The organism is Halobaculum halobium, from assembly GCF_030127145.1.
Lineage (GTDB): Archaea > Halobacteriota > Halobacteria > Halobacteriales > Haloferacaceae > Halobaculum > Halobaculum halobium.
The window spans coordinates 2590655-2612797 of record NZ_CP126158.1 but is presented as its reverse complement, the minus strand read 5'-3'; the positions used below and the strand labels follow the sequence as shown (position 1 = coordinate 2612797).

Sequence of the window (22143 nt, the reverse complement as noted above, 5' to 3'; positions counted from 1 at the left end):
CGGGGTGAAAACCGTATCCGTCGCCGACGTGACCGCCCCGTGTCCGCGGTCGCCCCTCGCGGCGTCCGATGCGACCGCTTTTCCGACTCGGACGGCAACTGACGGGCATGTTACTGGTTCGTGGGAGCGGCGGCGGCACGACGCTCACCGGAACGATCTACGAGCGGGGTGAGGAAGCGCCGTCGTTCAAGGGCGCGCCCGACGAGGGCGCGCCGTACGTGTGGGTGTGCGACGCGTTCTACGAGGTCGAGTCCGGCGGCTCCGAACTCGTCGTCGACGGCGAGCCGATCCGCGTCGCCTTCGAGTCGCCGGCCCCGCGGGGCTTCGACACCCGCGATCAGGCGGTCTCGGCCGCCGAGGAGCACGTCCGCACCCAGTTCGCCCGCGTCGGCGTCCCCGAGGCCGACGTGGAAGTCGAGGTCGTGAAGCGCGACCCGGAGTGACTCCGACGGTCACTCCGTCTCCTGCCACCGAACGTCATCGTACGTCCGCAGCTGGTCCGCGCCGAACCGGTCCTCGAACTTCCGCCGCAGCGCCGTCGTCTCGCCGACGCCGATCCGGGCCAGTTCGTCGGCCTTCGCGACCGGCGTCGGCGGGCCGGCCTCGGCGGCGACCTCCGAGACGATCTGCCGGGTGAGACGGTCGCGCGTCTCGGGGTCGACCGTGAACGCGGCCGGCGCCTCCACTTTGAACAGCACGTCTTCCCGGGGCTCGTACAGGTGCATGTACGTCACCTCGTACCGCTCGGGATCGGCGGCGCGCTCGACCCCGAGCGCGTCGCCGTCGCTGGCGAGGGGGCGTCCGAGCCGCCGCGCGAGCGCACCCACGACGTGAACGTGATCGCGTCGTCCGCGCGCTCGCCGTCCGGGCGGCGCTCCAGCAGTCGGGTGAACAGCGCGGCGTCGTCGGCCCACGGCGCCTCGACGCCCTTCCGATCGAGCGTCCGCGTGAGGTAGCCCGACGTGGGGTTCTTCACGAACCCGACCACCGGGACGTCGCGCTCGATGGCGGACTCGACGAGCCGGACGTACGTCGTCACCGCCTCCCTGACTGTCTCGCCGTGGGCGACCTCGCGAAGCTCGCTGTCTCGCGTCGCCCAGTTGAGCAGCCGTTTGGGGTACAGCGGCCCGTCGAGCACGAGGAGGTCCGACACCTCGCCGTGTTCGAGGTGCTTCCGGGCGTGGTGTGACTCCGCAAGCGACAGCGCGAGCTCGTGCACCATCTCGTCGGCGAACCGGCGACTCCGCGGCACCTTCAACACCCGACGGTCGGAGTTGCCCTCGTCGTAGGACATCCAGCCGTCGGCCACGTCCGGGAAGAACACCGTCGCGTCGTTGGCGTGGACCGTGACGACGATCGACCGCGCGCGGTGGAGGTCGAGGTCCGTCGGCTCGGCGCCCATCGCCGCCTGCGCCACGTCGATCACGAGTCCGTTCTTGAACGACGTGGGATTCAGCGTTCCAGAGTCGACGCCGTGGCTCGTCTCGAACGGTCGGTCGGCGAGGGCGGCGTCCTCGACGGGCGTCCGTCGAAGTTCGTGGTCGCCGAGCGACTCCAGGACGACCCGGCCGTCGTCGTGGAGGGGGTCGAGCCACTCCGCCCACGCCGTGCCCGCGAGGTCGTCGTGATCGGCGTCGTCGACCCCGTCGGCGATGGCCGAGGCGAGGTACGCGATGGTGTCGACGTGTACGGGGTCCAGCGTCACGGCCGAACGCGGGCGCCGACGCCGCAAAAACGGTGCGGTCCCCGCCGCTGTCTTCATACCGTCGCGGACCGTCTCCCCGCTCGTGATACGCGCGGTCGGCTTCGACCTCGACGACACGCTCGCCGTCCCGGAGCACTCACGGGTCCGACTGCTCGCGGACGCGCTCGACGCCGGCGGCGCCCCGGAACTGACCGGCGCCGTCGACCGCGCGGCGTACCTCGACGCCCACGCCAACCACCGCACGGCCGACAGCAGGGTGCCCGTCTTCGAGGAGCTACTGGCCCCTCACGACGTCGAGGCGGACCCCGTCGACCTCGCCGACGCCTACCGCGACGCGGTGACCACCGCGCTCGTCCCGGTCACCGGCGCCCGCGAACTCGTTTCTGCGCTCCGTGAGACGTACCGAGTCGGCCTGCTCACCAACGGCCCGGTCCGCGCGCAGTCGGCGAAGCTCGACTACCTCGGGTGGTGGGACGCGTTCGACACGACCCACATCTCCGGCGACCTCCCGGCGGGCAAGCCCGACGAGCGCGCCTTCGCGGCGCTGCTCGATGGACTCGAGAGCGACCCGGACGCGACGGCGTTCGTCGGCGACCACCCCGAGGAGGACATCCGCGGCGCCGCCGCGGCGGGACTGCGGACCGTCCACGTGCTCGACGAGGGCGGCGAACCCGCGCCCGAGGCGGACGCCTCGGTCGCGCGCGACCAGCTCGCCGCGGATCTCCCCGAGATCCTCCGCGGTCTGTGACCGCGCACGCCGCTCACGCCCGCACCGGGTTACGCGGCGTTGCCGTCCGCGGCGGCCCGAACCGCCGAGAGCACCCGCTTCACCTGCGCGCCGTCCTCCACGAAGACGACCGTCCGCGGCGGCGTGACCGCCTTCGGCCGCACGCGGAGCCCGGCGTCCTTGGCCGCGGACGCAGCGGCGTCGGGGGCGACGACGAACTCGACGCGCGCGCGGTCGGGGTGGACGTACACCTCCGCGAGGAGGCGGTCGCCGTCGCGTCCGGCGTCGCTGGCGTCGCCGCCGTCGATCCGAACTTGGTACGCACGCGCGCCCTGCGTCGTCGGCTCCGTGTCCGGGTCGGCGTCGCTCACGCGGACGTCCGCGAGCGCGTCGCCGTCGCCAGTGAGCTCCGAGGCGAGCAGCTGCGCGATGCGGACGCCGTCGGTGGTTCGGTCGGCGACCATCACGCGCCCCCGCAGCGGCGTCGCTGTCGGGATCGCGCTCTCGCTCGGCCTCGGTCTCCTCGGTCTCCGCGCCGCGGGCGGCTCCGTCCGCGAGCAGTTCGTCGCGCGCCTCGTCCGCGATGTCGGCCACGCCGAGGCCGCGCTCGCGGGCGACCAGCACCGCCGCTGTTTCGAGGGTTACCCCCGCCTCGCGCTGGCGGCGGTTCGCCGCGGCGACCGCCTCGCGCTTTTCCATCCCGTCGGCGACGACAGCGTCGACGGCCTTCTCGAAGGTCGACTGCTCGCGGAGGATCGACTCGTCGGGGACGAAGTCGGCGGGGACGTGCACCTCCGCGGGGTCGAACTGCGCGACGAGCTCGCCGCCCGACTCGGCGAGCAGCCCCCGCCCGGTCGCGATATCGACGAGCCGTTTCGCCTGATCGGGGGAGAACCAGTCGCGATCGAGCGAGAGAGCGACGACGAACGCTCCCTCGCCCATCCGATCGGTTCCAGCGCCGCGGAACGGCGCGGCGACGGCGGCCTCCAGGGTCATACCCGTCCGGTTCGTCGCCTGCAGTAAAAGCCGCTCGTTGGGCGCACGCGGAGGGCGCCTATGCGAAGGCGAGCGAGTCGTCCGCGTTGGTCTCCTCGGCCTGCGAGGTCTTCTCCCAGGCGGTCTCGAAGTCCGTCATCGTGATCTCCGTGCGGTCTTCGCGGATCGCGAACATGCCGGCCTCGGTGCAGACCGCCTTCACGTCCGCCCCCGAGGCGCCCTCGGTGAGCTCGGCCAGTACCGCGAAGTCCACGTCATCGGCGACGTTCATGTCCCGGGTGTGGATCTTGAAGATCAGCTCGCGGCCCTCGGCCTCCGGCTTGGGCACCTCGATGAGTCTGTCGAAGCGGCCGGGCCGGAGTATCGCTGGGTCGAGCATGTCGAATCGGTTCGTCGCCGCGATGATACGGATCTCCCCGCGCTCGTCGAACCCGTCCATCTCCGCGAGCAGTTGCATCATCGTGCGCTGGACCTCGGCGTCGCCGGAGGTCTTCGAGTCCGTGCGCTTGGACGCGATGGCGTCGATCTCGTCGATGAAGATCACGGCGGGCTCGTTCTCGCGGGCGACCTCGAACAGGTCGCGCACGAGCTTCGCTCCCTCGCCGATGAACTTGTGGACCAGCTCCGAGCCGGCCATCTTGATGAACGTCGCGTCGGTCTGGTTCGCGACGGCCTTCGCGAGCATCGTCTTACCCGTCCCCGGCGGCCCGTGGAGCAGCACGCCGCTGGGCGGCTGGATGCCCACCTCGGTGAACATCTCTGGGCTCTTCAGCGGCATCTCGACGGTCTCGCGCACCTCGTTCATCTGCTCGTCGAGTCCGCCGATGTCCTCGTAGGTGACCTCGGGCGAGTGCTCGACCTGCATGACGCGGGCGCGCACGTCTGTCTCCTTCTCCAGTTTCTTCACGACCGACAGGGAGTTGTTGACGGCCACCCGGTCGTCGGGGTCGAGGTCCTCGCGCATCTCGTCGGTGACCTCGGTCAACGCCTCCTGGTTGTTGCCGTGCTGTTTGATCACGACGCCGTCGTCGGTCAGTTCCTGTACGGTCGCGACGAACAGCGGCGACTGTTTGAGCTTCTTGTTCTCGTGCGTGAGCCGCTCGAGTTTCTGTTGGTACTTGTTGTTCTCCGCGTTCGCATCCAGGAGCTTGTCGCGCATCTCCTCGTTTTGCCCCTCGAGAACCTCGAGGCGCTCCTGGAGAGCCTCGATCTTCTCCTGCTGCGACGCCGCCTCCTCGTAGGGGAGGTCGACGTCGTCAACGGTGTCAGTCATCGCCGGAGCTAGGGCGGTGAGTAGTAAGAGACTTCGGGTCGGGGTGAGGACCACGAGAATCTGATAATCCAAAGTAATAGTTAGGATAGAAACTATTATCAACCGGTATCGCATGGATGTACCCAGCATGAGTGCATCCGACGCCGAGGCCGTCGCCGACGACGCATCGATCGATCGATGGGAACGGGTTCGCGACCTCCCGCCGAGCGCGAAGCTGGTGGCGAAGGTGCTGGAGTACGAGGACACGCTGAGTCAGAGCGAACTCGCCGAGGAGACGCTCCTCCCGCCGCGGACCGTCCGCTACGCGCTGACTCGCCTGGAGGATGCCGACGCCGTCGAGTCCCGGTTCTCGTTCACCGACGCACGCAAGCGACTCTACTCGCTGGACCTGTAACCGCCGAACCTGCGGCTACTTCTCGGATCTATCGCTGCAGACCTCAGAGGAACTCGTGCGGACGTTTCCCTCGCATCCCCCTGCGTTCTCGTCGTCTGGGTCCACGCCGTGAAGCAGCGCGGCGAGCGTCTCGATCCCGTCGACCAGTCGCGGACTCGGCTGGTTCAACAGCGAGTCGTCGATCACGTGGACCGACGAGTCGACGTCCCAACCGCGGTCGGCGAGCGGGTCCTCGCTCGGTATCTGATTCGCGCCGCACCAGTGGAACACCGCGTGGTCCGGGTCGGCGCGCTCGACGGCCGCGGCGTCGACCTCGCGCGAGCGCTCGCCCGCCGGGACGAACGGACAGCGCCCGCCCGCGGCGGCGACGGCGTCGGGGACCCAGTTGCCGGCGGCCATCGGCGGGTCGCCCCACTCCTCGGCGTAGACGACCGGACGCTCGCCACGGACGTCGGGCACTGCCGCCCGAACCTGATCGACGCGGTCGCGCAACTCGTTCACCAGTCGCTCTCCGGCCGCGTCGCAGCCGACCGCAGCCGCGACGCTCGCGACGGCGTCGAACACCGCCGCCAGTCTCGTCGGCTCCGTGTGGACGACCTCGACTCCGCGGTCGCGGACTGCGGCCGCCGTCTCCCGCTGGAGCGCGTCACAGGTCACCGCGACCGTCGGCTCCAGTCGCTCGACGGCCGCGAGGTCCGGGTTCGGCCACCCGCCGACGACGGCTGGCGACGACCCCGGGGGCGGCTCGCACGCGCGCGTGACGCCGACGAGTTCCCCCGTCGACTCGTCGCCGCCCCCGGGGTGATCAGACGCGACTTCCGCCTCGAGCGCGGCGATCGTCGCGGTCGCGCTCGGCGCTAGCGAGACGACGCGCTCGGTCACCATCGCGGAACGTTCACCATCGTTAGCCCGTGAGACGCGATCGCATAAATAGCTCCCGTCGGGCGGTTTTCCGATCACGTGACGGCGTAGCACTGCCGTCGTGACACCGTTTGATTTTTATACTGATCACGCATCCTTTGGGCACAGAGTCACCCGGGGTTTTTTGTATCCCCTTTCGGGCTCACGCCCCCTCAGATGCAATGAGCGAGAACACACACACCCGCCGGCGACCCGCCGGGCGCGACCGACGAACCGCACACGAACACCAAGACGAATCCGAGCAGGAGGAGCAGAAGGGCGACGAGCTCGTCTGTCCCGAGTGTTCCGGTAACGTCATTCAAGACGAGGAGCACGGCGAGACGGTCTGTGAGGAGTGCGGCCTCGTCATCGAGGAGGACTCCGTCGACCGCGGCCCCGAGTGGCGCGCGTTCGACGCCGCCGAGAAAGACCAGAAGTCCCGCGTCGGCGCCCCGACGACGAACACGATGCACGACAAGGGACTGTCGACCAACATCGACTGGCGCGACCAGGACGCCTACGGCCGATCGCTGGGCGCCCGCCAGCGCCAGAAGATGCGCCGCCTGCGCAAGTGGAACGAGCGGTTCCGCACGCGCGACTCCAAGGAGCGCAACCTCAAGCAGGCGCTCGGCGAGATCGACCGCATGGCCTCCGCGCTCGGCCTCCCGGACAACGTCCGCGAGACCGCGTCGGTCATCTACCGCCGCGCGCTCGACGAGGACCTCCTGCCGGGGCGCTCCATCGAGGGCGTCTCGACCGCCTGCGTGTACGCCGCCGCCCGGATGGCCGGCGTCCCGCGCTCGCTCGACGAGATCAGCGACGTCTCGCGCGTCTCGAAGGACGAGGTCGCCCGCACGTACCGCTACGTCGTCCGCGAGCTGAAGCTGGAGGTCAAGCCCGCCGACCCCGAACAGTACGTCCCGCGGTTCGCATCCTCCCTCGAACTGTCCGACGAGTCGGAGATGCGCGCCAAGCAGCTCCTGAAGAACGCCAAGGAGAAAGGCGTCCACTCGGGCAAGTCGCCGGTGGGCCTCGCCGCGGCCGCCGTCTACGCGGCCGCGCTGCTCACCAACGAGAAGACGACGCAGGCGGCCGTCTCTGAGGTCGCTGACATCTCGGAGGTCACCATCCGCAACCGCTACCACGAGCTGCTCGAGGCCGAGGACGGCCTCGTCGCCTGAGCTCGGCCTCGGCGCCCGCGCCCCCCGGACCCGACCGCTTTTCCCCGACACGTCGTTCCCGCGAGCGGTGCGTCCACGGCTCGAGCTATTATAAAGGGTGCTCCTCCTCGGCCTGAGCGCCGCCACCGTCGTCCTGTTCGGGCTCCCCGCCTCGCCGGTGCCCGTGACGGTGATCGCGCTGTTCGCGGTCGGGGGCGCGTTCGCGTTCACCGCCGGCCTCCGCGTCGAGGGGCGGGTCGCCGGTCGCGACGTCGACCACGTCACGCTTGGGGTGGGTCGCGGATCGTGGGCCACGGGGACGCTTTTCCGCCCCCGGCACGCAGATGTCACAATGACGTTCGCTCTCGACTCGTTCTCGCTGTGTGCCAGCACGGCGGACCTCGACGAGGAGCCGGCAGCACGCGAGCACGCCGACTGCGTCGAATTCCGGATGGATCTCGCCGAGGAGCCGCTTGCGACGCTCGACGGCTACGACGGCGAGCTTCCCCTCCTCGTCACGAACCGCCCTCACTGGGAAGGAGGTGAGACGGCGCCGTACGGCCGCCTCGACGCGCTTGCGGCGGCCGTCGAGCACGAGGCGATTGCGGCAGTCGACGTCGAGCTCGCGACCCTGCGCGGTCGACCGGCCGGGACGAACGAGATCGACCCGGCGGGGCTGGTCGAGCACGCCCGCGCGAACGGCGCCGCGGTCGTCGCGTCCGTCCACGACTTCGACGGGACGCCGTCGCCGGCGACGCTCGACGGGCTCCTCCGCGCGGCGGCGGCCGCCGGCGACGCGGGGAAGCTGGCAGTCACCGCGCGGACGAACGGCGAGGCCCTGGACCTGCTGGCGGCGACTCACCGCGCGACGATCCGCGGCGACCGCGTGGCGACGATGGCGATGGGCGAGGCCGGGCGCCACACCCGCGCGGTCGCGCCGGTGTACGGGTCACGACTCGGCTACGCGCCCGTGGACGCCGCCGACGCGACGGCGCCCGGGCAGTACGACCTCGCGACGCTCCGACGGCTCGTCGACGACCTCTCGTGAGAACCCGTCGACCGCCGCCGACGCGGAGCCGTCGCGAGGCGGACACGCGTCTGACGGCCCGTACGAAGCTTGATACGCGTAGGGACGGAGCTACGGGGCATGCAACGACGACCCGTCGTCGCCGCGGCGCTGGCGGTGGTGCCGGCGTTGGGGCACGCGTACCTCCGCCGGTGGACTCGGGGGATCGCGTGGCTGTCGCTGCTCACCGGCTCGGCGCTCGTGTTCGCTGGAGTGGTCGGCGTCGGGGTCGGCGACGCGTTGGCCGCGAGCGCGACGTGGACGGGGCTGGCGAGCGGGAGCGCGCTCGTCGTCCCGCTTGGCGTCGTCATCGCGCTCTCGTCGGCCGACGCGTACGTGCTCGCCCGCCGGGACGCCCGACGGGGCGCGCTCGCGTGCCCGCAGTGCGGCCGCGGCGTCGACCTGTCGCTGGGGTTCTGTTGGTACTGCTCGGTGGAGTTCGAGTACGTCGAGCGGTAGCCGACTCGGCCGCTCCAGACTCTGAGGCGACCGCGCATCGAATTCGATCTGGACCGAACGCCTCCGTGACCGCCGTTACTGCTCGATGATCGATTCCTCGACGGCCTCGCCGAAGTGGCGAGCCACGTCCTCGTAGTAGACGAGGACCTCGTCGCCCTCCGCGAGTTCGGTGACCGCCTTCCGACCGTCGGCGGTTGCGACCTTCACCGTCTCCGCGTTTTGGATGAGCGTCTCGATGCGGTCGACCTCGCCGTCGTCGGTCTCGACTTCAGCCTGCACGCGGAACATCGGGCGCTTCTCGATTTTCACGCGGCCGACGATGGCCTCGCGCGTCTTCCCGTCGGTGTCGAGCACTTGGACCTCGTCGCCAGAGCGCAGTTCGCTCAGGTACTTCGTGCCGCCGTCGGGGGTACGGACGTACGCGTGGACCGCGCCGGCGTTGACGCGGAACGGCCGGGAGGCGACGTACGGCGAATCGGCCGTCTCGGCGTGGACGAAGAACAGGCCCCGGGACATCGACCCGACGAGCATCCCCTCGTCGTGGTCCATCATCGTCCCGGTGTCGACGCAGACGCGGTCGGCCGAGCCGGTGCGCTCGAGGGCGGTGACGGTCGCGGTCGTCAGGTCCAGCGTCTCGCGGTCGGCCTCGTCGCGGATCTCCACCGTCTTGCGTATCTCGTCGGGGTTATCGGTGTCCAGCAGGACGCCCTCGGCGCCCAGTTCGAGCGTCTCGAACGCCGTCCTGGCCTCCTCGGCGGTCGTCGCGCCCGCGACGAGGGTGGTGTCGTCGCCGATGCGCGCGATGAGGTTCTCCAGCGGGATGATCTGCCAGTTCTCGCTGGCGACGACGACGAACTCCGCGTCGCGGGCGGCGGCCTCGGCGAACGCCTCGTAGTCCTCGTCGAAGATGCGGACGAACGCGCCCTGTGCGCGGTTGTCGCTGCGGCGGAGCGTCGAGAGATCTGCCGAGCCCGAGAAGTCCGTGGGGAGGTCGACGGTTCCGTCGCCCTCGCCGTCCTTCCCGACGATGTAGGCGTCGGCGACCGCGGCGTCCCCGCCGGCCGCGCCGCCGCCGGACTCGGCGTCTTCGATCACGTCCACGTCGGCGTCCGAGCGGAAGGCGGCGACGTTCACGTCGCCCAGTTCGCGCACCTTCGCCACGTCGCGCTCGTCGACGAGCACCCAGTCGACGCCGGCCTCGAGGCCTGCGGTGATCCGCTCGCGTCGTACGTCCCAGTCGCCGACGTCGCCGTCGGCTCGGATCCAGACGGATCGCGTTCCGGTCATTACCGGTCGCTATCGTGGACGGCGCTTCAAGTTGGCGGATACGGCGACAGATTCGTTACAGCCTGGCGGATACGGCGACAGATTCGTTACAGCCCGGACCCCGACAGCGCGTCCTCGGCGTCGGCGTCCCCGTGGACGACCGCCGACACCGCCGCGGTCATCGCCTCGGGGTCGTCGTGTTGGAAGATGGTTCGGCCCATCGAGACGCCCGCGGCGCCGGCGTCCATCGCGCCGCGGACGCTCTCCAGCGTCGCGAGGTCGCCGACGGGCGAGCCGCCGGCGATGATGACCGGCAGGCGCGTCGATTCACAGACGTGCTCGAAGCTGGCCGCGTCGCCGGAGTACGCCGTCTTCACGAGGTCGGCGCCGCACTCTTCGGCGAGGCGGACCGCGTGGCCGAGGTACTCGGCGTCGTGCTCGGGGTCGTCGCCCTCGAGGTTGGCGCCGCGGGCGTACGCCATCGCGAGCACCGGCACGCCGTAGTCGCCGGCGGTCTCACACAGCTCCGAGAGGAACGTCATCTGGCCGGGCTCGTAGTCGGAGCCGACGTTGATGTGCATGGAGACCGCGTCGGCGCCCGCGCGGATGGCCCCCTTCACGGTGCCCGTGGGGCGTTTATCGTTGCTCTCGGGACCGACCGACGTGGAGGCGTTCAGGTGGACGACGTAGCCCGCGCCGTTGAGGTTGTCGTGGACGCGCGGGGCGATCCCCTTCTGGGTGAGCACCGCGTCGGCACCGCCGCGGGTCACCGCGTCGATGGTGCCTTCGATGTCTTTCAGTCCCGTCACCGCGCCGAGGGTGATCCCGTGGTCCATCGGGACCATGAGGATTCGGTCGTCTGTCGAGATGCGATCGAGTCGTGCTGTGAGGCCGGCGTGTTCCATTGGTGTGGTATGGCGTGATCTGGCGTAAATGGCTTGCGAACGGCTCAATCGGAAGTACCTTCGGGTGTCGGCGTCCGTCGCCCGTACCCGTCGACGGCCCCCTGCTTCAGTTCGCGCGCCTTCGTTTCGAGCCGTTCGGCGACTGACTCGGTCGATGCCCCCCGCTCGTGGCCGTCGGCCACGATGTCGACGAGCGCGGAGCCGACGATGATCCCGTCGGCGCCCGCCTCGACGATCGTTGCCGCCTGCTCGCCCGAGGAGATGCCGAACCCGACCGCTTTCGGGAGCGCGACCCCCGAGAGACGCGCGAGCGACTCCCCGGTCTGATCCGACACCGACGACGACGCGCCGGTGACGCCGAGGCGCGCCTGGACGTAGAGGTAGCCGGAGGAGACCCCGACGAGTTTCTCCAGTCGCGCCTCGTCGGTCGTCGGCGCGACGATCGATATCAGGTGGAGCCCGAACTCGTCGCACGCCGCCCGGAGGGGGCCGGCCTCCTCGGCCGGGAGGTCGGGGACGACGAACCCGGAGAGGCCGACCTCGGCCGCCTTCTCGACGAACGGCCGCGGGCCGGGTTCGGAGCCGAACTGGTAGATGAGGTTGTAGTACGTCATGCACACGAGCGGCACGTCCACGTCGACCTCCTCGACGAACTCGAAGAAGCGCGTCGGCGTCATTCCCGCCTCCAGCGCGCGCACGACGGCGTTCTGGATCGTCGGTCCCTCGGCGATGGGCTCGGAGAAGGGCAGCCCCAGTTCGATCACGTCGGCGCCGCCCTCGGCGAGCGCCTCGACGTACGCCAGTGAGGATTCGTAGTCCGGGTCGCCGACGGCGAGGTACGGGACGAACGCGGGCCCGTCGGCGAACGCGGCCGCGACTCGGTCGGCCGCCGCGTCGTCGCTCATCGCAGCCCCCCGTCGAACATCGACATGTCCGGCGCGTTCGCCACGTCGCGTTTGGCCGTCTCCTCGATGGCCGTGTCGAGGTCCTTGTCGCCGCGGCCGGAGACGTTGATCACCGTCACGTCGCCCAGACCCTCGTGGTGCTCGTGGAGGTAGCCGAACGCGTGGGCCGTCTCCAGCGCGGGGATGATCCCCTCCTCCTGCGAGAGCCGGTGGAACCCCTCGATGGCCGCGTCGTCGTCGACGTTCACGGGGGTGACGCGGTCCTCGTCGACGAGGGACGCGAGCTCCGGTCCGACGCCGGCGTAGTCCAGCCCGGAGGAGACGGAGTGGCTTTCGACGATCTGGCCGTCGTGGTCCTGCAGGAGCTTCGTTCGCGCGCCGTGGAGGACGCCCTCGCTCCCGGTCGACAGCGACGCGGAGTTGGGCGCGACGCCCTCGTCTTCGTCGACCGCGAGCGAGGAACCGCCGGCTTCGACGGCCAGCAGGTCGACCGACTCGTCGTCGACGAAGTGGTGGAACGATCCCATCGTGTTCGAGCCGCCGCCCGCGCAGGCGACGACCGAGTCCGGAAGCCGTCCGGCGGTCTCTCGCACCTGTCGGCGGGCCTCCTCGGAGATGATCGCCTGGAAATCGCGGACCATCTGCGGGAACGGGTGGGGGCCGACGACCGACCCGATGACGTAGTGGGTGTCCTCGACGTTCGTCGCCCAGTCGCGCATCGTCTCGGAGATCGCCTCCTTCAGCGTGCCGCGGCCCGTCGTCACCGGGGTGACCTCGGAGCCGTTGATCTTCATCCGGAACACGTTGGGGCGCTGGCGGTTGATGTCGCGTTCGCCCATGTACACCTCGCAGGGCATCCCGAGATGGGCCGCCGCCATCGCCGTCGCGGTGCCGTGCTGACCGGCGCCCGTCTCGGCGATGATGCGCTCTTTGCCCATGTACTTCGCGAGCAGCACCTGCCCGAGGGCGTTGTTCAGTTTGTGCGCGCCGCCGTGGAGCAGGTCCTCCCGCTTGAGGTACACCTCGGTGTCGTAGCGCTCGGAGAGGCGGTCCGCGCGCTGGAGCGGGGTGGGACGCCCGCCGAAGTCGCGGATCCGCCGGCGGAACTCGTCCATGAAGCCGTCCTCGTTGTTGAGGACGTACCGCTCGTAGGCGTCGGTCAACTCCTGTATCGCGGGCATCAGCGCTTCGGGGACGTACTGGCCGCCGTAGCGGCCGAACTTCCCGTCCCCGGCCGACACCCACTGCTCGCCCTCTGTGGGATCGCTCCGCTCGCGTTCGCTGCTCATACCTCCTCCTCCGTCTCCGCGGCCGTAAACCGACGGGTGTTGGCAGAAACGTCGCCGCCGGTGCCCGCCTCGTCGGTCCCCTCCGCGTCCATGATCGCCGAGCCGATGAGCAGCCCGTCGGCCCCGGCGTCGCGCATCCGCTGGACGTCCGCGGGCGTCGCGATCCCCGACTCTGCGATCAGCGTCACTCCGTCGGGAACCTCCGGTGCGATCGCCTCGAACGTCGAGAGGTCGACCGCGAGTTTTCCGAGGTCCCGGTTGTTGACGCCGATCAGCTCCGCGCCGGCCGCCAACGCCGCCGCGAGTTCCTCGCGCGTGTGGACCTCCACGAGCGGCTGGAAGCCGCGGTCGCGGGCCGCCGCGACGAGATCCGCGAGGTCGTCCCCGACGAACCGGGCGATGAGGAGCACGAGGTCGGCCTCGACGGCGTCCAACTGGTCCTCGCGCACGAGGAAGTCCTTGCGCAGGACGGGAACGTCGACCGCCGCGCGAACCCGGTCGAGCGTGTCGAGCGAGCCGCCGAAGTGCTCCGGTTCGGTCAGCACCGACAGCGCCGCGGCGCCGCCGGCGACCATCGACTCGGCGAGGTCGACCGGGTCCTCGCGGCGCGCCCCGTCGGTCGTCGGGCTCGTCGGCTTCACCTCCGCGATGACCGGAACCCGCCCGTCGGCCTCCGCGGTCGCGAACGCGGTCGACAGCGACCGCGCGTCGACGGCGACGCGCTCGTCGCCTCCCGGTCGGTCGGCCGCGGCATCGAGGATCGATCGCACCGCCGGCGCGAGTTCCTCGGATCGTGTGTTCATCTATGTACATCGGTGGGCTCTTTCGTTCAAAAGTGTTGCGTCGGCTCGGCGGATCGGCGCGGGGGCTGTGTAGCGCCGCGCGCGATAGCCGGCCCGTCACGCCGAGTCGCGTGCGGCGGTCGCGACGGCACGGGATTGAAGCGGCGCCGTCGCGTTCGGTCGGCTATGACGGACTTTCTCGGCGGCGACGGGGACGACAGCTCGGAGGCGGGCGGCGTGAGCGACACGGGCGTGTTCGGGCGTCGATTCGACGCGATCGATCGGGTGCTGGAGCTGGGGACCGCGAGCGGTCGACTCATTTCCGTCTCGTTCGCCGAGGATCTCTCGGGGGACGTGGACAGCGAGCACCCCCTGCTGGACCGCCTCGACGAATACGTCGCCGGCGCCGAGGACGATTTCGCCGACCTGGAGATCGCGATAACCGTCCCGACGGCCCAGCGGTCGGTGCTGGAGTCGGTTCGGAACATTCCCTACGGCGAGGCGATCGACCTCGAACGCGTGGCGAAGATGACCGCCGATCTCGATCACGAGGACGATGCCGATCTGGAGACAGCCCGCGAGGCGCTGCGGGCGAACCCGGTACCGATCGTGATCCCGGACCACCGGGTGCGGAACGCGGCGGGCGCGACGCCCGAGGCCGTCGCCGCACGGCTCAGGGAGATCGAGGGGATCTGACCGCCGTCGGACCGGGCGGCTCGGCGTGGAGAACGGACGGACCGCGATCGGCGGCGACTATCGACCGTACGCGCGCACGAGGAAGTAGGCGACTGCGATGAGGAACAGCGCCTCGCCGGCGGTTTCGAGCGAGCCGACCCCGACCTCGACGCCGCCGATCTTCGCGCCCGACGCGAGCGCGAACAGTCCGGCGTTCGAGAGCGCGCCGGCCTCTGTCGGCGCGCTGTGGAGCCACATCGTTCGCTGACTCGCGAGGACCCCGACCGCCAACATCGCCGCTCCGACGGCCATGTCCGCGGGGACCAGGCCACGATACCAGGCGCCGACGCCGGCGACGACGGCGGCGCACGCGAGAAACACCGCCACGCCCGCCGACAGGTCGACGCTTCGCTTCGACGCGTACATACCGCACGACGGGAGCGGGACGGAGGTAAGGGTGGCGACCCCGTCTGCCGGTCGTCTGCCGAAGGTCTGACGGCGGCGAGCGCCGAACGTCACGCCCGCGTGACGCGCTCGGTGGAGCACCCGACATCACGACAGACCGGGCACCCGAGGGGCGACTCACCGGCCGACGCCGATCCCTTCGTGGACGACGAACGTGAGCGCGTTCACCAAGTAGTGAGCGATGACGACCGCCAGCAAGCTTTCGGTGAGGAGGAACGCTGCCGCGAGAACGAACCCCAGCGCTCCCGTGGCGACGACGCCCGCTCGCCCCTGCGCTCCGTGCCCCAGCGCGAATGCGACCGAGGAGCCTGCCGCGAGCAGCCACGGCGACGCGGGGACGCCGGTCGCGGCCGCGCCAGCGGCGAACGCACCGACGAGGACGGCGCGAAAGAGGAACTCCTCGAACAGCGCGACCGTCGGCAGGACAGCGAACAGCAGCACCGCCCAGCCGCCGACCGAGTCAGGCGCGAGCGCGCCGCGCAGCGCCTCGTTCACCTCGACGCCGACGCGCTCGGCGAATCGCCCGCCCGCCTCGCAGCGAGCCACAGCGCGACGCCGAGGCCGACGCCGATCCCCGCGTCCGTCGCCGTCGCGACCGGCGCGAGCCCGAGCGCCGCGGCGGGTACGTCCGCCCACAGCGCGGCCGCGACGAGCACCGCGCCGAACAAGCCCTGAGAGAGCGCGACGTTGGCGAGCAGCGCCCCCGCCGACAGCGACGCGTCCGCCTCCGCGGCGGCGACGGGGCTGCGCTCGGGGGACGCGAGCGTCCGGTCCGGACCGTCGCCCGGTCCCAAGTGGGACGGCCCTCTGGTCGCGGGCCCGGGGTCCTCCGGCGCGTCATCCGCGCGCCCGGTGCCGTCGCGAGCCGAGGGCTCAGGGTGCGGTGCGACTCGGGCCTCCGACAGGCGCGCGAGGCCCAAGAGCAGAATCAGGACGACGGTCGCCAGCCCCGCGAACGCCGTCCAGCGCGTCACGTCCGGTCGCTACTGCGGGCTGGGGCTGGTCGGGCCCGCGGTGCCGGCGCCCTCGCCCGTCTTCTCGAGCGCGGAGCCGGTGATGCTCTTGAGGCGGTCGACGAGCGAGTCCTTCTCGGGCTCGCCCTCCAGCGCGATGTCGAGCACCTCCGAGATGTGCGAGACCGGGATGATCTCGATCATCTCCTTGTACTCGTCTTCGATCATCACGTCCTGCTCGTTCGCCTTGGGGATGATGACCCGGCTGCAGCCGGACTTGGCGGCGGCCTCGATCTTGTGGGTGACGCCGCCGACCGGGAGCACGTCGCCACGGACCGACAGCGAGCCGGTCATGGCGAGGTTCTGATCGACGCCCATCTCCTCCAGCGCGGAGATGACGGCCGTCGCGACCGTGATCGACGCCGAGTCGCCGTCGACGCCCTGTTGGCCGGTCTGGATGAACTGGATGTGGATGTCCTTCTCGGTGATGTCCTCGTCGGAGAACTTCTTGATGATCGCCGAGACGTTCTGGACGGACTCCTCGGCCATCTCTTGGAGCTGCCCGGTGGCGATCACCTGGCCGGGCCCCTGCGAGGGTGTGACCTCGGCCATGACGGGGAGCATGATACCCGAGTCCTCGCCCATGACCGCGAGCCCGTTGACGCGACCGACCTGGTAGCCGTCGGCGACCTGCAGTTCGTAGTCCTTGCGCCGCTCGATGTAGTCGTCGGCGAGCTGCTGCTCGATGGAGCGCGAGCGACCCTTCGCCTGGAGCACGTGGTCGCGAGTGACGCGGTCGGCGTCTTCGCCGCGGGCGATGTCGCCCGAGACGCGGACGAGTCCGCCGAGGTTCCGCAGCTCCAGCGTGAGATGGCCCTTCCGACCCGCACGGCGGCGGGCGGTGAGGATGACCTCCTCGATGGCCTCCTCGCTGAAGGCGGGAAGCCGCCCGTCTTTCGCGACCTCCTGGGCAACGAAGCGGGCGTACTTGCGCCGCATCTCGGGGGTGTCCTCGATGGTGTCGTCCATGTACACCTCGTAGCCGTACCCCTTGATCCGCGAGCGCAGCGCGGGATGCATGTTCTCCATCGCGTCGAGGTTCCCCGCCGCGATCATGATGAAGTCCGTCGGGACGGGCTCCGTCTGGACCATCGCGCCCGAGGAGCGCTCGGACTGGCCCGTGATCGAGAACTCGCCCTCCTGGATCGCGGTCATCAGCTTCTGCTGGGACCGGATGTCGAGGGTGTTGATCTCGTCGACGAACAGCACGCCTTTGTTCGACTTGTGGATGGCGCCGGCCTCGACGCGGTCGTGACTCGGCGTCTCCATCCCGCCGGACTGGAACGGGTCGTGGCGGACGTCGCCCAGCAGCGCACCGGCGTGGGCGCCGGTGGCGTCCTCGAACGGCGCCGACTTCTCGTCGGCGTTGTTGACGAGGAGGTTCGGTATCATCGAGTCGCTGCCGCGCGAGCCGTAGCGGAACGCGAGGTAGATAATACCGGCAGCGAGGATGCCGAGGAGGATGTTGCTCACGACGAGCAGCGAGTAGCCCAGCACCACCGCGATGATGATCCACATGAGGAAGCTGCGCATCTGGTTGCGCTTTCTGGCCTCCTCCTTGTGGGCCTCGACGATCTGTTCGCCCTTGCCCGCCGGCACCGTCCGCACTTTGGGGTTGTTGCCGTCGTCGGGGTTGTGGTACACGAGCACGTCCTGCAGTTCCTCTTTCGGGAGGAGCTCGGACATCGCCTTCGCGAGCATCGACTTACCCGTCCCGGGCGAGCCGATCATCATCACGTGGCGGCGCTGCTTTGCCGCCTTCATCACGACGTCGCGGGCGTGCTCTTGCCCGATCACCTGGTCTACGAGCCGGTCGGGGACCTCGATGTCGTTGGTCGAGTCGATCTGGAGGCCGCCGAGGAGGTGGTCCTCGGCGATCTCCTCGTCGATTTCCGCGTCGATCTCGACATCGCTCCCGAGGTCGTCGATGTCGGCGTCCTGGTCGGAGGGATCGTTGGAGGCGCCCACCGAACGGCCGCCGGTGGTCCCGCCGGATCTCCCGCCGTCAATCCCGTTCGACTCGGGGTCGTCGTCGGCAGGAGCGTCCTCCGGGCCCAGGACGTCATCGCCGTCCCGGCTGTCGTTTCGATCGTTGCTCATAGAATCGTTACTACCGAGAAACAGGGTCTGTCGATTCATATACTTTCTCCCCCCGTGAGCCGCGCTCGCCCGAGCGAGAACGGCCAGTAGCGACGCGGTGACCGGCGTTCGTCTGCCCCCGCACCACTCGCCGGGCTTTTAAACTCGCCGCGAGATACGTCCACGCATGCGGGGGTTCTACATCGGGCGGTTCCAGCCGTACCACAACGGCCACCACCACATGGTCGAGGAGATCGCCGACGACGTGGACGAACTCGTCCTCGGCATCGGGTCGGCGGGCGACTCCCACACCCATCGCAACCCGTTCACCGCCGGCGAGCGCGTGATGATGGTGACGAAGTCGCTGGCCGATCTCGACGTGACCACGTACGTGGTTCCGATCGAGGACCTCGAGCGCAACTCGGTGTGGGTGAGCCACGTCCAGTCGATGTCGCCGAAGTTCGACGTGGCGTACTCGAACAACCCCCTCGTCGTCCGCCTGTTCGAGGAAGCGGGCGTCGAAGTCCGCTCCTCGCCGATGTTCCGTCGAGAGGTGCTGGAGGGGAGTGAACTCCGCCAGCGCATGATCCGCGGCGACGGCTGGAGGCCACTCGTGCCGGACGAGGTCGTCGCGACGATCGAGGAGATCGACGGCGTCGACCGCATCCGACAGGTGTCCTCCTCGGACGCCAACGGTGCGGACGCGTCGATCGAAACGGACCGCGACGGATCAACCGCCGACCCGGCGTGACCTTCGAATGCTGACGCTCGCCTCCGACTTCGGTTCGCCGTACCCCGCCGCGATGAAGGGCGTCCTCCGCTCGCGCGGCGTCACGGACCTGGTCGACGTCGCTCACGACCTCCCGCAGGGCGACCCTCGTGCGGCCGCCTTCTGGCTCCGCTTCGTCCTCCCCGAGTTCCCGCCCGGCGTCCACCTCGTCGTCGTCGACCCCGGGGTCGGGACCGACCGTGCGGCCGTCTGCGTCCGCGCGGGCGACCACGCGCTCGTCGGGCCAGACAACGGCTGTCTGCTTCCGCCGGCCCGCGCGCTGGCGGCCGAGCACGTCGGTCCCGACGCCGACCCCGCGGACGCGATCGACGTGTACGCGGTCGACGACCCCGATCCACGGTCCAGCACGTTCCACGGGCGCGACGTGTTCGCGCCCGCAGCCGCCCGGGTCCACGAGGCCGGCGTCGACGCGATCGAGTCGCTCGAGGGGTTCGTCCGCGCCGACGACTACGACGACTACGCGATCCCCGACGCCTGGGTCGAGTCCGACACGGCCTCCGGCGAAGTGCTCGTCGTCGACGACTTCGGCAACGCGGTCACCAACGTCCCCGGCGACTTCCTCGAGGGGCGCGTCGGCGAGACGATCGCCGTCGAGACCGCCGCCGGCGTCCGCGAGGTGCCGGTCGTCGAGACGTTCGCCGACGTGGACAAACACGACCCCCTCGTCACCGTCGGCAGCCACGGCTTCGTCGAGTGCGACGCGAACCAGGGACGCGGCGACGAGGCGTTCGACATCGCGCCCGGTCGGGCCGTGACGCTCTCGTTCGAGGAGGAAGTCTCGGCGACGGTGCCGACGGCCTGAGCCGTGTGGGTCGTCTCGGCCGTCTCGGCGGTGACCGCCGCCGCCTCGACCGTCCCCGCCGCCGCCGCGGTCGCGGCGATGAACCTCGTCGGCCTGCTCGCGTTCGCCGTCGCGGGCTCGCTCAAGGGCGCCGACGCCGACCTCGACCCGTTCGGCGTCGCGACGCTCGGCGTGCTCACCGCGCTCGGGGGCGGCACCATCCGCGACGTGCTGGTCGGCCGCGTCCCCGCCGCGTTGCGCTCGACGGGCGACGTGTTGGTGGTGCTCGCGGGCGTCGGCGTCGGCCTCCTCGTCGCGGCGGCGCTGTCTGGGGGAGCGGGTCGCGTCCGCGACCACTCGGCGTTCCTCGTCGCCGACGCGGTCGGGCTCGCGGCGTTCGCCGCCTCGGGCGCGGCCGTCGGCGCCGATGCCGGCCTCTCGGCGTTCGGCGTCGTCGTCACCGCGACGCTCACCGGCGTCGGCGGCGGCTCGCTGTCGGACCTCTTGCTCACCAGAACGCCCGTCGTGCTCCGTGAGGACTTTTATGCGACGCCCGCGCTGCTGGGCGGCGTCGCCTACGTCCTCGCCGGTACGGCCGGTGTCCGGGGCGCGACAGCGACGCTGGGGGTCGCAGTCGGCGTGTTCGCGCTTCGGCTGGTCGCAGTTCGGAGAGACTGGTCCCTTCCGAGCCTTTAGCGGCCGTCGGTGTCGCTACCGTCCCAAGATATCCCCCGAAAACTCGGCCGTGCGCAGCTCAGTTCGCCGCGATGACGTCGTCGATGCGGAGGATCATCGTCGCTGCCTCGGTTGCGGACTCCAATGCCTCGCGCTTGACGGCCGCCGGGTCGACGACCCGGTCGTCACGGGGATCGGTGATCTGGACGGACGGCCCGTCGATCACGATGCCGGCGACGCCCTCGCGGTCGTGGCGCGCGCGCAGGTCGACCAGCGCGTCGATCGGGTCGAGCCCCGCGTTCTCCGCGAGCGTTCGCGGGATGGCGTCGACGGCGTCGGCGAACGCCTCGACCGCCAGCGACTTCCGTCCGGTGACCGCGTTGGCGCCCGAGCGGAGGCGATCGGCGATCGCGATCTCGACGGCGCCGGCGCCGGGGACGATCTCGCCGTCCGCGTGAGCGGCGACGACCACGCCGAGGGCGTCGTCGATCGCGCGCTCCGTCTCGTCGACCACGTGGTCGGTCGATCCCCGCACGTACAGCGTCACGGTGCGGGAGTCGTCGCTCCCGTCGAGGAAGGTCACATCGTCGCCGCCGTGGCGCTCGACGCGAACGGACGCGGCGGTGCCGAGATCGCCGGACTCGATGCCGTCGAGCGTCCCGAGGCGTCGAGCGCCGGTGGCGCGGGCGAAGGCGCGCGCCTCGCTCGTCTTCACGTTGGAGAACGCGAGGATGCCAGCGTCGGCGAGGTACGCGGCGACGGGATCGGAGATCTCCTTCGAACTGAAGACCACGTCGACGCCGGCCTCTGAGAGCGTCTCGGCGATCCCGCGGCGCTCGGCGTCCTCCGCGGAGATCGCGGCGTCGAGCTGCTCGACGGAGGTGATCGTGTACTCGGTGTCTACCTCGCCCGAGCGCACGTCGAGTTTCATGTCGAGCACGGCCACGGTCGCGTCTTCGACGCTGCGGGGCATGTTGTCGGCGGCGGGTTCCTCCTCGAAGACGACGCCGCGGACGAGTTCGGTCGCGGCCGCGGAGGCGCCCGTTCGGGTGAACACGCGGATGTCGTCGCGGTCGACCCGGCGGCCGTCGTCTGCCACCTGAAGCACCGCGTCGACGACGATCTCGGCGAGCACGCCGGTCGCGACGTCACCGGTTCCCTTGCCGGTCATGGCGGTCTCGGCGACCGTCACCAGCGCGTCGCGGTCGACCTCGCCTTCGACGAGCAGCCCGTCGACGGCGTCGAGCGCGAGCCGGAGCGCTTCGTGGTACCCCTCGACCACGGCCGTCGCATGGACGTCGTCGTCGAGGAGTCCCTCGGCGCGCGCGAGCAGCTCGCCCGCAAGCACCGCGGCCGTCGTCGTGCCGTCCCCGACTTCTGACTCCTGGGTCTCGGCGACCTCGACGAGCATCTGCGCCGCCGGGTGCTCGATGTCCATCTCTCTCAGGATCGTCGCGCCGTCGTTCGTGACGACGACCCCGCCCGAGGAGTCGACGAGCAGCTTGTCCATCCCGCGGGGACCGAGCGTCGTTCGGACCGCGCTCGCGACGGCTCGCCCGGCGGCGACGTTCGACCGACGCGCGTCGGTGCCGCTGGTTCGCTGGGTCGACTCAGTCAGAACGTAGAGGGGTTGCTGCATGTAGCTCATGGAGTGATCAACGAGTAGATAGGTCGCGATTCCATATGAAGATATCGTAGCGAGTACCGAGAAAACTAGTCGACTGCGACGTGAGAGCTCGTCGCAGCGCCGGCGCGATTGCGGGCGCCGAACGCAGCGGGTTCCCGACGCTCGATCGATGGCCCGGAGACTGCAACACTCAAGTCGGGAGCGTCGTAGG

General features: G+C 70.3%; 21 protein-coding genes and 3 pseudogenes. 10 read left to right on the top strand and 14 right to left on the bottom strand.

The window, feature by feature from the left end:
* Positions 1-107 precede the first annotated feature (107 nt).
* Complete coding sequence (locus tag P0Y41_RS13640; protein WP_284061855.1) at positions 108-443, top strand: DUF7113 family protein; 336 nt, start codon at positions 108-110, stop codon at positions 441-443.
* Positions 444-452: 9 nt separating this feature from the next.
* Here P0Y41_RS13640 and P0Y41_RS13635 read toward each other — a convergent pair.
* Positions 453-1705: pseudogene (locus P0Y41_RS13635) on the bottom strand (DNA double-strand break repair nuclease NurA).
* 82 nt (positions 1706-1787) lie between these two features.
* Between P0Y41_RS13635 and P0Y41_RS13630 the strand changes: the two are divergent.
* Positions 1788-2453 (top strand): HAD family hydrolase, encoded by a 666-nt coding sequence (locus tag P0Y41_RS13630; RefSeq protein ID WP_284061854.1) that lies wholly within the window; start codon positions 1788-1790, stop codon positions 2451-2453.
* 29 nt (positions 2454-2482) lie between these two features.
* Here the strand turns inward: P0Y41_RS13630 and P0Y41_RS13625 are convergent, their stop codons facing one another.
* The 3 genes and pseudogenes from P0Y41_RS13625 to pan1 form a co-directional block, all read right to left on the bottom strand.
* Positions 2483-2896 carry a DUF7993 family protein gene (locus P0Y41_RS13625; RefSeq protein ID WP_284061853.1) on the bottom strand — a complete coding sequence of 138 codons (414 nt, stop codon included), beginning with the start codon at positions 2894-2896 and terminating at the stop codon, positions 2483-2485.
* Positions 2897-2948: 52 nt separating this feature from the next.
* Positions 2949-3428: pseudogene (locus tag P0Y41_RS13620) on the bottom strand (DUF2240 family protein); the annotation flags it as partial.
* 58 nt (positions 3429-3486) lie between these two features.
* Entirely contained in the window at positions 3487-4701 is a 1215-nt protein-coding gene (gene pan1 / locus P0Y41_RS13615; RefSeq protein ID WP_284061852.1) for a proteasome-activating nucleotidase Pan1, read from the bottom strand.
* Between the two features lie 127 nt (positions 4702-4828).
* Here pan1 and P0Y41_RS13610 point away from each other — a divergent pair, with 127 nt between their 5' ends.
* Positions 4829-5095 (top strand): MarR family transcriptional regulator, encoded by a 267-nt coding sequence (locus P0Y41_RS13610; protein WP_284061851.1) that lies wholly within the window; start codon positions 4829-4831, stop codon positions 5093-5095.
* Between the two features lie 15 nt (positions 5096-5110).
* Here the strand turns inward: P0Y41_RS13610 and P0Y41_RS13605 are convergent, their stop codons facing one another.
* The gene (locus P0Y41_RS13605) at positions 5111-5980 is read right to left on the bottom strand and encodes a helical backbone metal receptor (RefSeq protein ID WP_284061850.1); all 870 of its coding nucleotides are present in this window, start codon (positions 5978-5980) and stop codon (positions 5111-5113) included.
* A 197-nt stretch (positions 5981-6177) separates the two neighbouring features.
* On the opposite strand from P0Y41_RS13605, the gene P0Y41_RS13600 reads away from it, so the two are divergent.
* From P0Y41_RS13600 to P0Y41_RS13590, 3 genes are all read left to right on the top strand, one after another.
* Positions 6178-7176, top strand: a complete 999-nt coding sequence (locus P0Y41_RS13600) for a transcription initiation factor IIB (protein WP_284061849.1) — start codon at positions 6178-6180, stop codon at positions 7174-7176.
* 331 nt (positions 7177-7507) lie between these two features.
* The gene (locus P0Y41_RS13595) at positions 7508-8203 is read left to right on the top strand and encodes a type I 3-dehydroquinate dehydratase (protein ID WP_284063422.1); all 696 of its coding nucleotides are present in this window, start codon (positions 7508-7510) and stop codon (positions 8201-8203) included.
* Between the two features lie 99 nt (positions 8204-8302).
* A complete protein-coding gene (locus tag P0Y41_RS13590; RefSeq protein ID WP_284061848.1) occupies positions 8303-8680 on the top strand; it encodes a DUF7575 domain-containing protein in 378 nt (125 codons plus the stop codon).
* Between the two features lie 75 nt (positions 8681-8755).
* On the opposite strand, the gene P0Y41_RS13585 is transcribed toward P0Y41_RS13590, so the two are convergent.
* From P0Y41_RS13585 to trpC, 5 genes are all read right to left on the bottom strand, one after another.
* Complete coding sequence (locus P0Y41_RS13585; protein WP_284061847.1) at positions 8756-9967, bottom strand: 3-dehydroquinate synthase II; 1212 nt, start codon at positions 9965-9967, stop codon at positions 8756-8758.
* 86 nt (positions 9968-10053) lie between these two features.
* Positions 10054-10851, bottom strand: a complete 798-nt coding sequence (locus tag P0Y41_RS13580) for a 2-amino-3,7-dideoxy-D-threo-hept-6-ulosonate synthase (protein ID WP_284061846.1) — start codon at positions 10849-10851, stop codon at positions 10054-10056.
* A 44-nt stretch (positions 10852-10895) separates the two neighbouring features.
* Positions 10896-11756, bottom strand: coding sequence for a tryptophan synthase subunit alpha (gene trpA / locus P0Y41_RS13575; protein WP_284061845.1), 861 nt, complete (start codon positions 11754-11756; stop codon positions 10896-10898).
* Positions 11753-13045, bottom strand: a complete 1293-nt coding sequence (trpB, locus tag P0Y41_RS13570; protein ID WP_284061844.1) for a tryptophan synthase subunit beta — start codon at positions 13043-13045, stop codon at positions 11753-11755. The genes trpA and trpB overlap by 4 nt, the downstream gene beginning before the upstream one ends.
* The gene (trpC, locus tag P0Y41_RS13565) at positions 13042-13848 is read right to left on the bottom strand and encodes an indole-3-glycerol phosphate synthase (RefSeq protein WP_284061843.1); all 807 of its coding nucleotides are present in this window, start codon (positions 13846-13848) and stop codon (positions 13042-13044) included. The genes trpB and trpC overlap by 4 nt, the downstream gene beginning before the upstream one ends.
* Before the next feature lie 165 nt (positions 13849-14013).
* Here trpC and P0Y41_RS13560 point away from each other — a divergent pair, with 165 nt between their 5' ends.
* A complete protein-coding gene (locus P0Y41_RS13560) occupies positions 14014-14523 on the top strand; it encodes an MGMT family protein (RefSeq protein ID WP_284061842.1) in 510 nt (169 codons plus the stop codon).
* Between the two features lie 57 nt (positions 14524-14580).
* Here the strand turns inward: P0Y41_RS13560 and P0Y41_RS13555 are convergent, their stop codons facing one another.
* From P0Y41_RS13555 to lonB, 3 genes and pseudogenes are all read right to left on the bottom strand, one after another.
* Positions 14581-14928, bottom strand: coding sequence for a hypothetical protein (locus P0Y41_RS13555; RefSeq protein ID WP_284061841.1), 348 nt, complete (start codon positions 14926-14928; stop codon positions 14581-14583).
* 156 nt (positions 14929-15084) lie between these two features.
* Positions 15085-15941 (bottom strand): annotated as a pseudogene (locus P0Y41_RS17920) (CPBP family intramembrane glutamic endopeptidase).
* A 9-nt stretch (positions 15942-15950) separates the two neighbouring features.
* Positions 15951-18080, bottom strand: a complete 2130-nt coding sequence (gene lonB, locus P0Y41_RS13545; protein ID WP_284061840.1) for an ATP-dependent protease LonB — start codon at positions 18078-18080, stop codon at positions 15951-15953.
* 166 nt (positions 18081-18246) lie between these two features.
* Here lonB and P0Y41_RS13540 point away from each other — a divergent pair, with 166 nt between their 5' ends.
* The 3 genes from P0Y41_RS13540 (at position 18247) to P0Y41_RS13530 (ending at position 20326) form a co-directional block, all read left to right on the top strand.
* On the top strand, positions 18247-18810 hold the full coding sequence (locus P0Y41_RS13540) for a nicotinamide-nucleotide adenylyltransferase (protein ID WP_284061839.1): 564 nt from the start codon (positions 18247-18249) through the stop codon (positions 18808-18810).
* Between the two features lie 7 nt (positions 18811-18817).
* Positions 18818-19651 carry an SAM hydrolase/SAM-dependent halogenase family protein gene (locus P0Y41_RS13535; protein ID WP_284061838.1) on the top strand — a complete coding sequence of 278 codons (834 nt, stop codon included), beginning with the start codon at positions 18818-18820 and terminating at the stop codon, positions 19649-19651.
* A 78-nt stretch (positions 19652-19729) separates the two neighbouring features.
* Positions 19730-20326 carry a trimeric intracellular cation channel family protein gene (locus P0Y41_RS13530; RefSeq protein WP_284063421.1) on the top strand — a complete coding sequence of 199 codons (597 nt, stop codon included), beginning with the start codon at positions 19730-19732 and terminating at the stop codon, positions 20324-20326.
* Between the two features lie 58 nt (positions 20327-20384).
* On the opposite strand, the gene thsA is transcribed toward P0Y41_RS13530, so the two are convergent.
* Positions 20385-21944 carry a thermosome subunit alpha gene (gene thsA, locus P0Y41_RS13525; protein WP_284061837.1) on the bottom strand — a complete coding sequence of 520 codons (1560 nt, stop codon included), beginning with the start codon at positions 21942-21944 and terminating at the stop codon, positions 20385-20387.
* Positions 21945-22143: the final 199 nt, after the last annotated feature.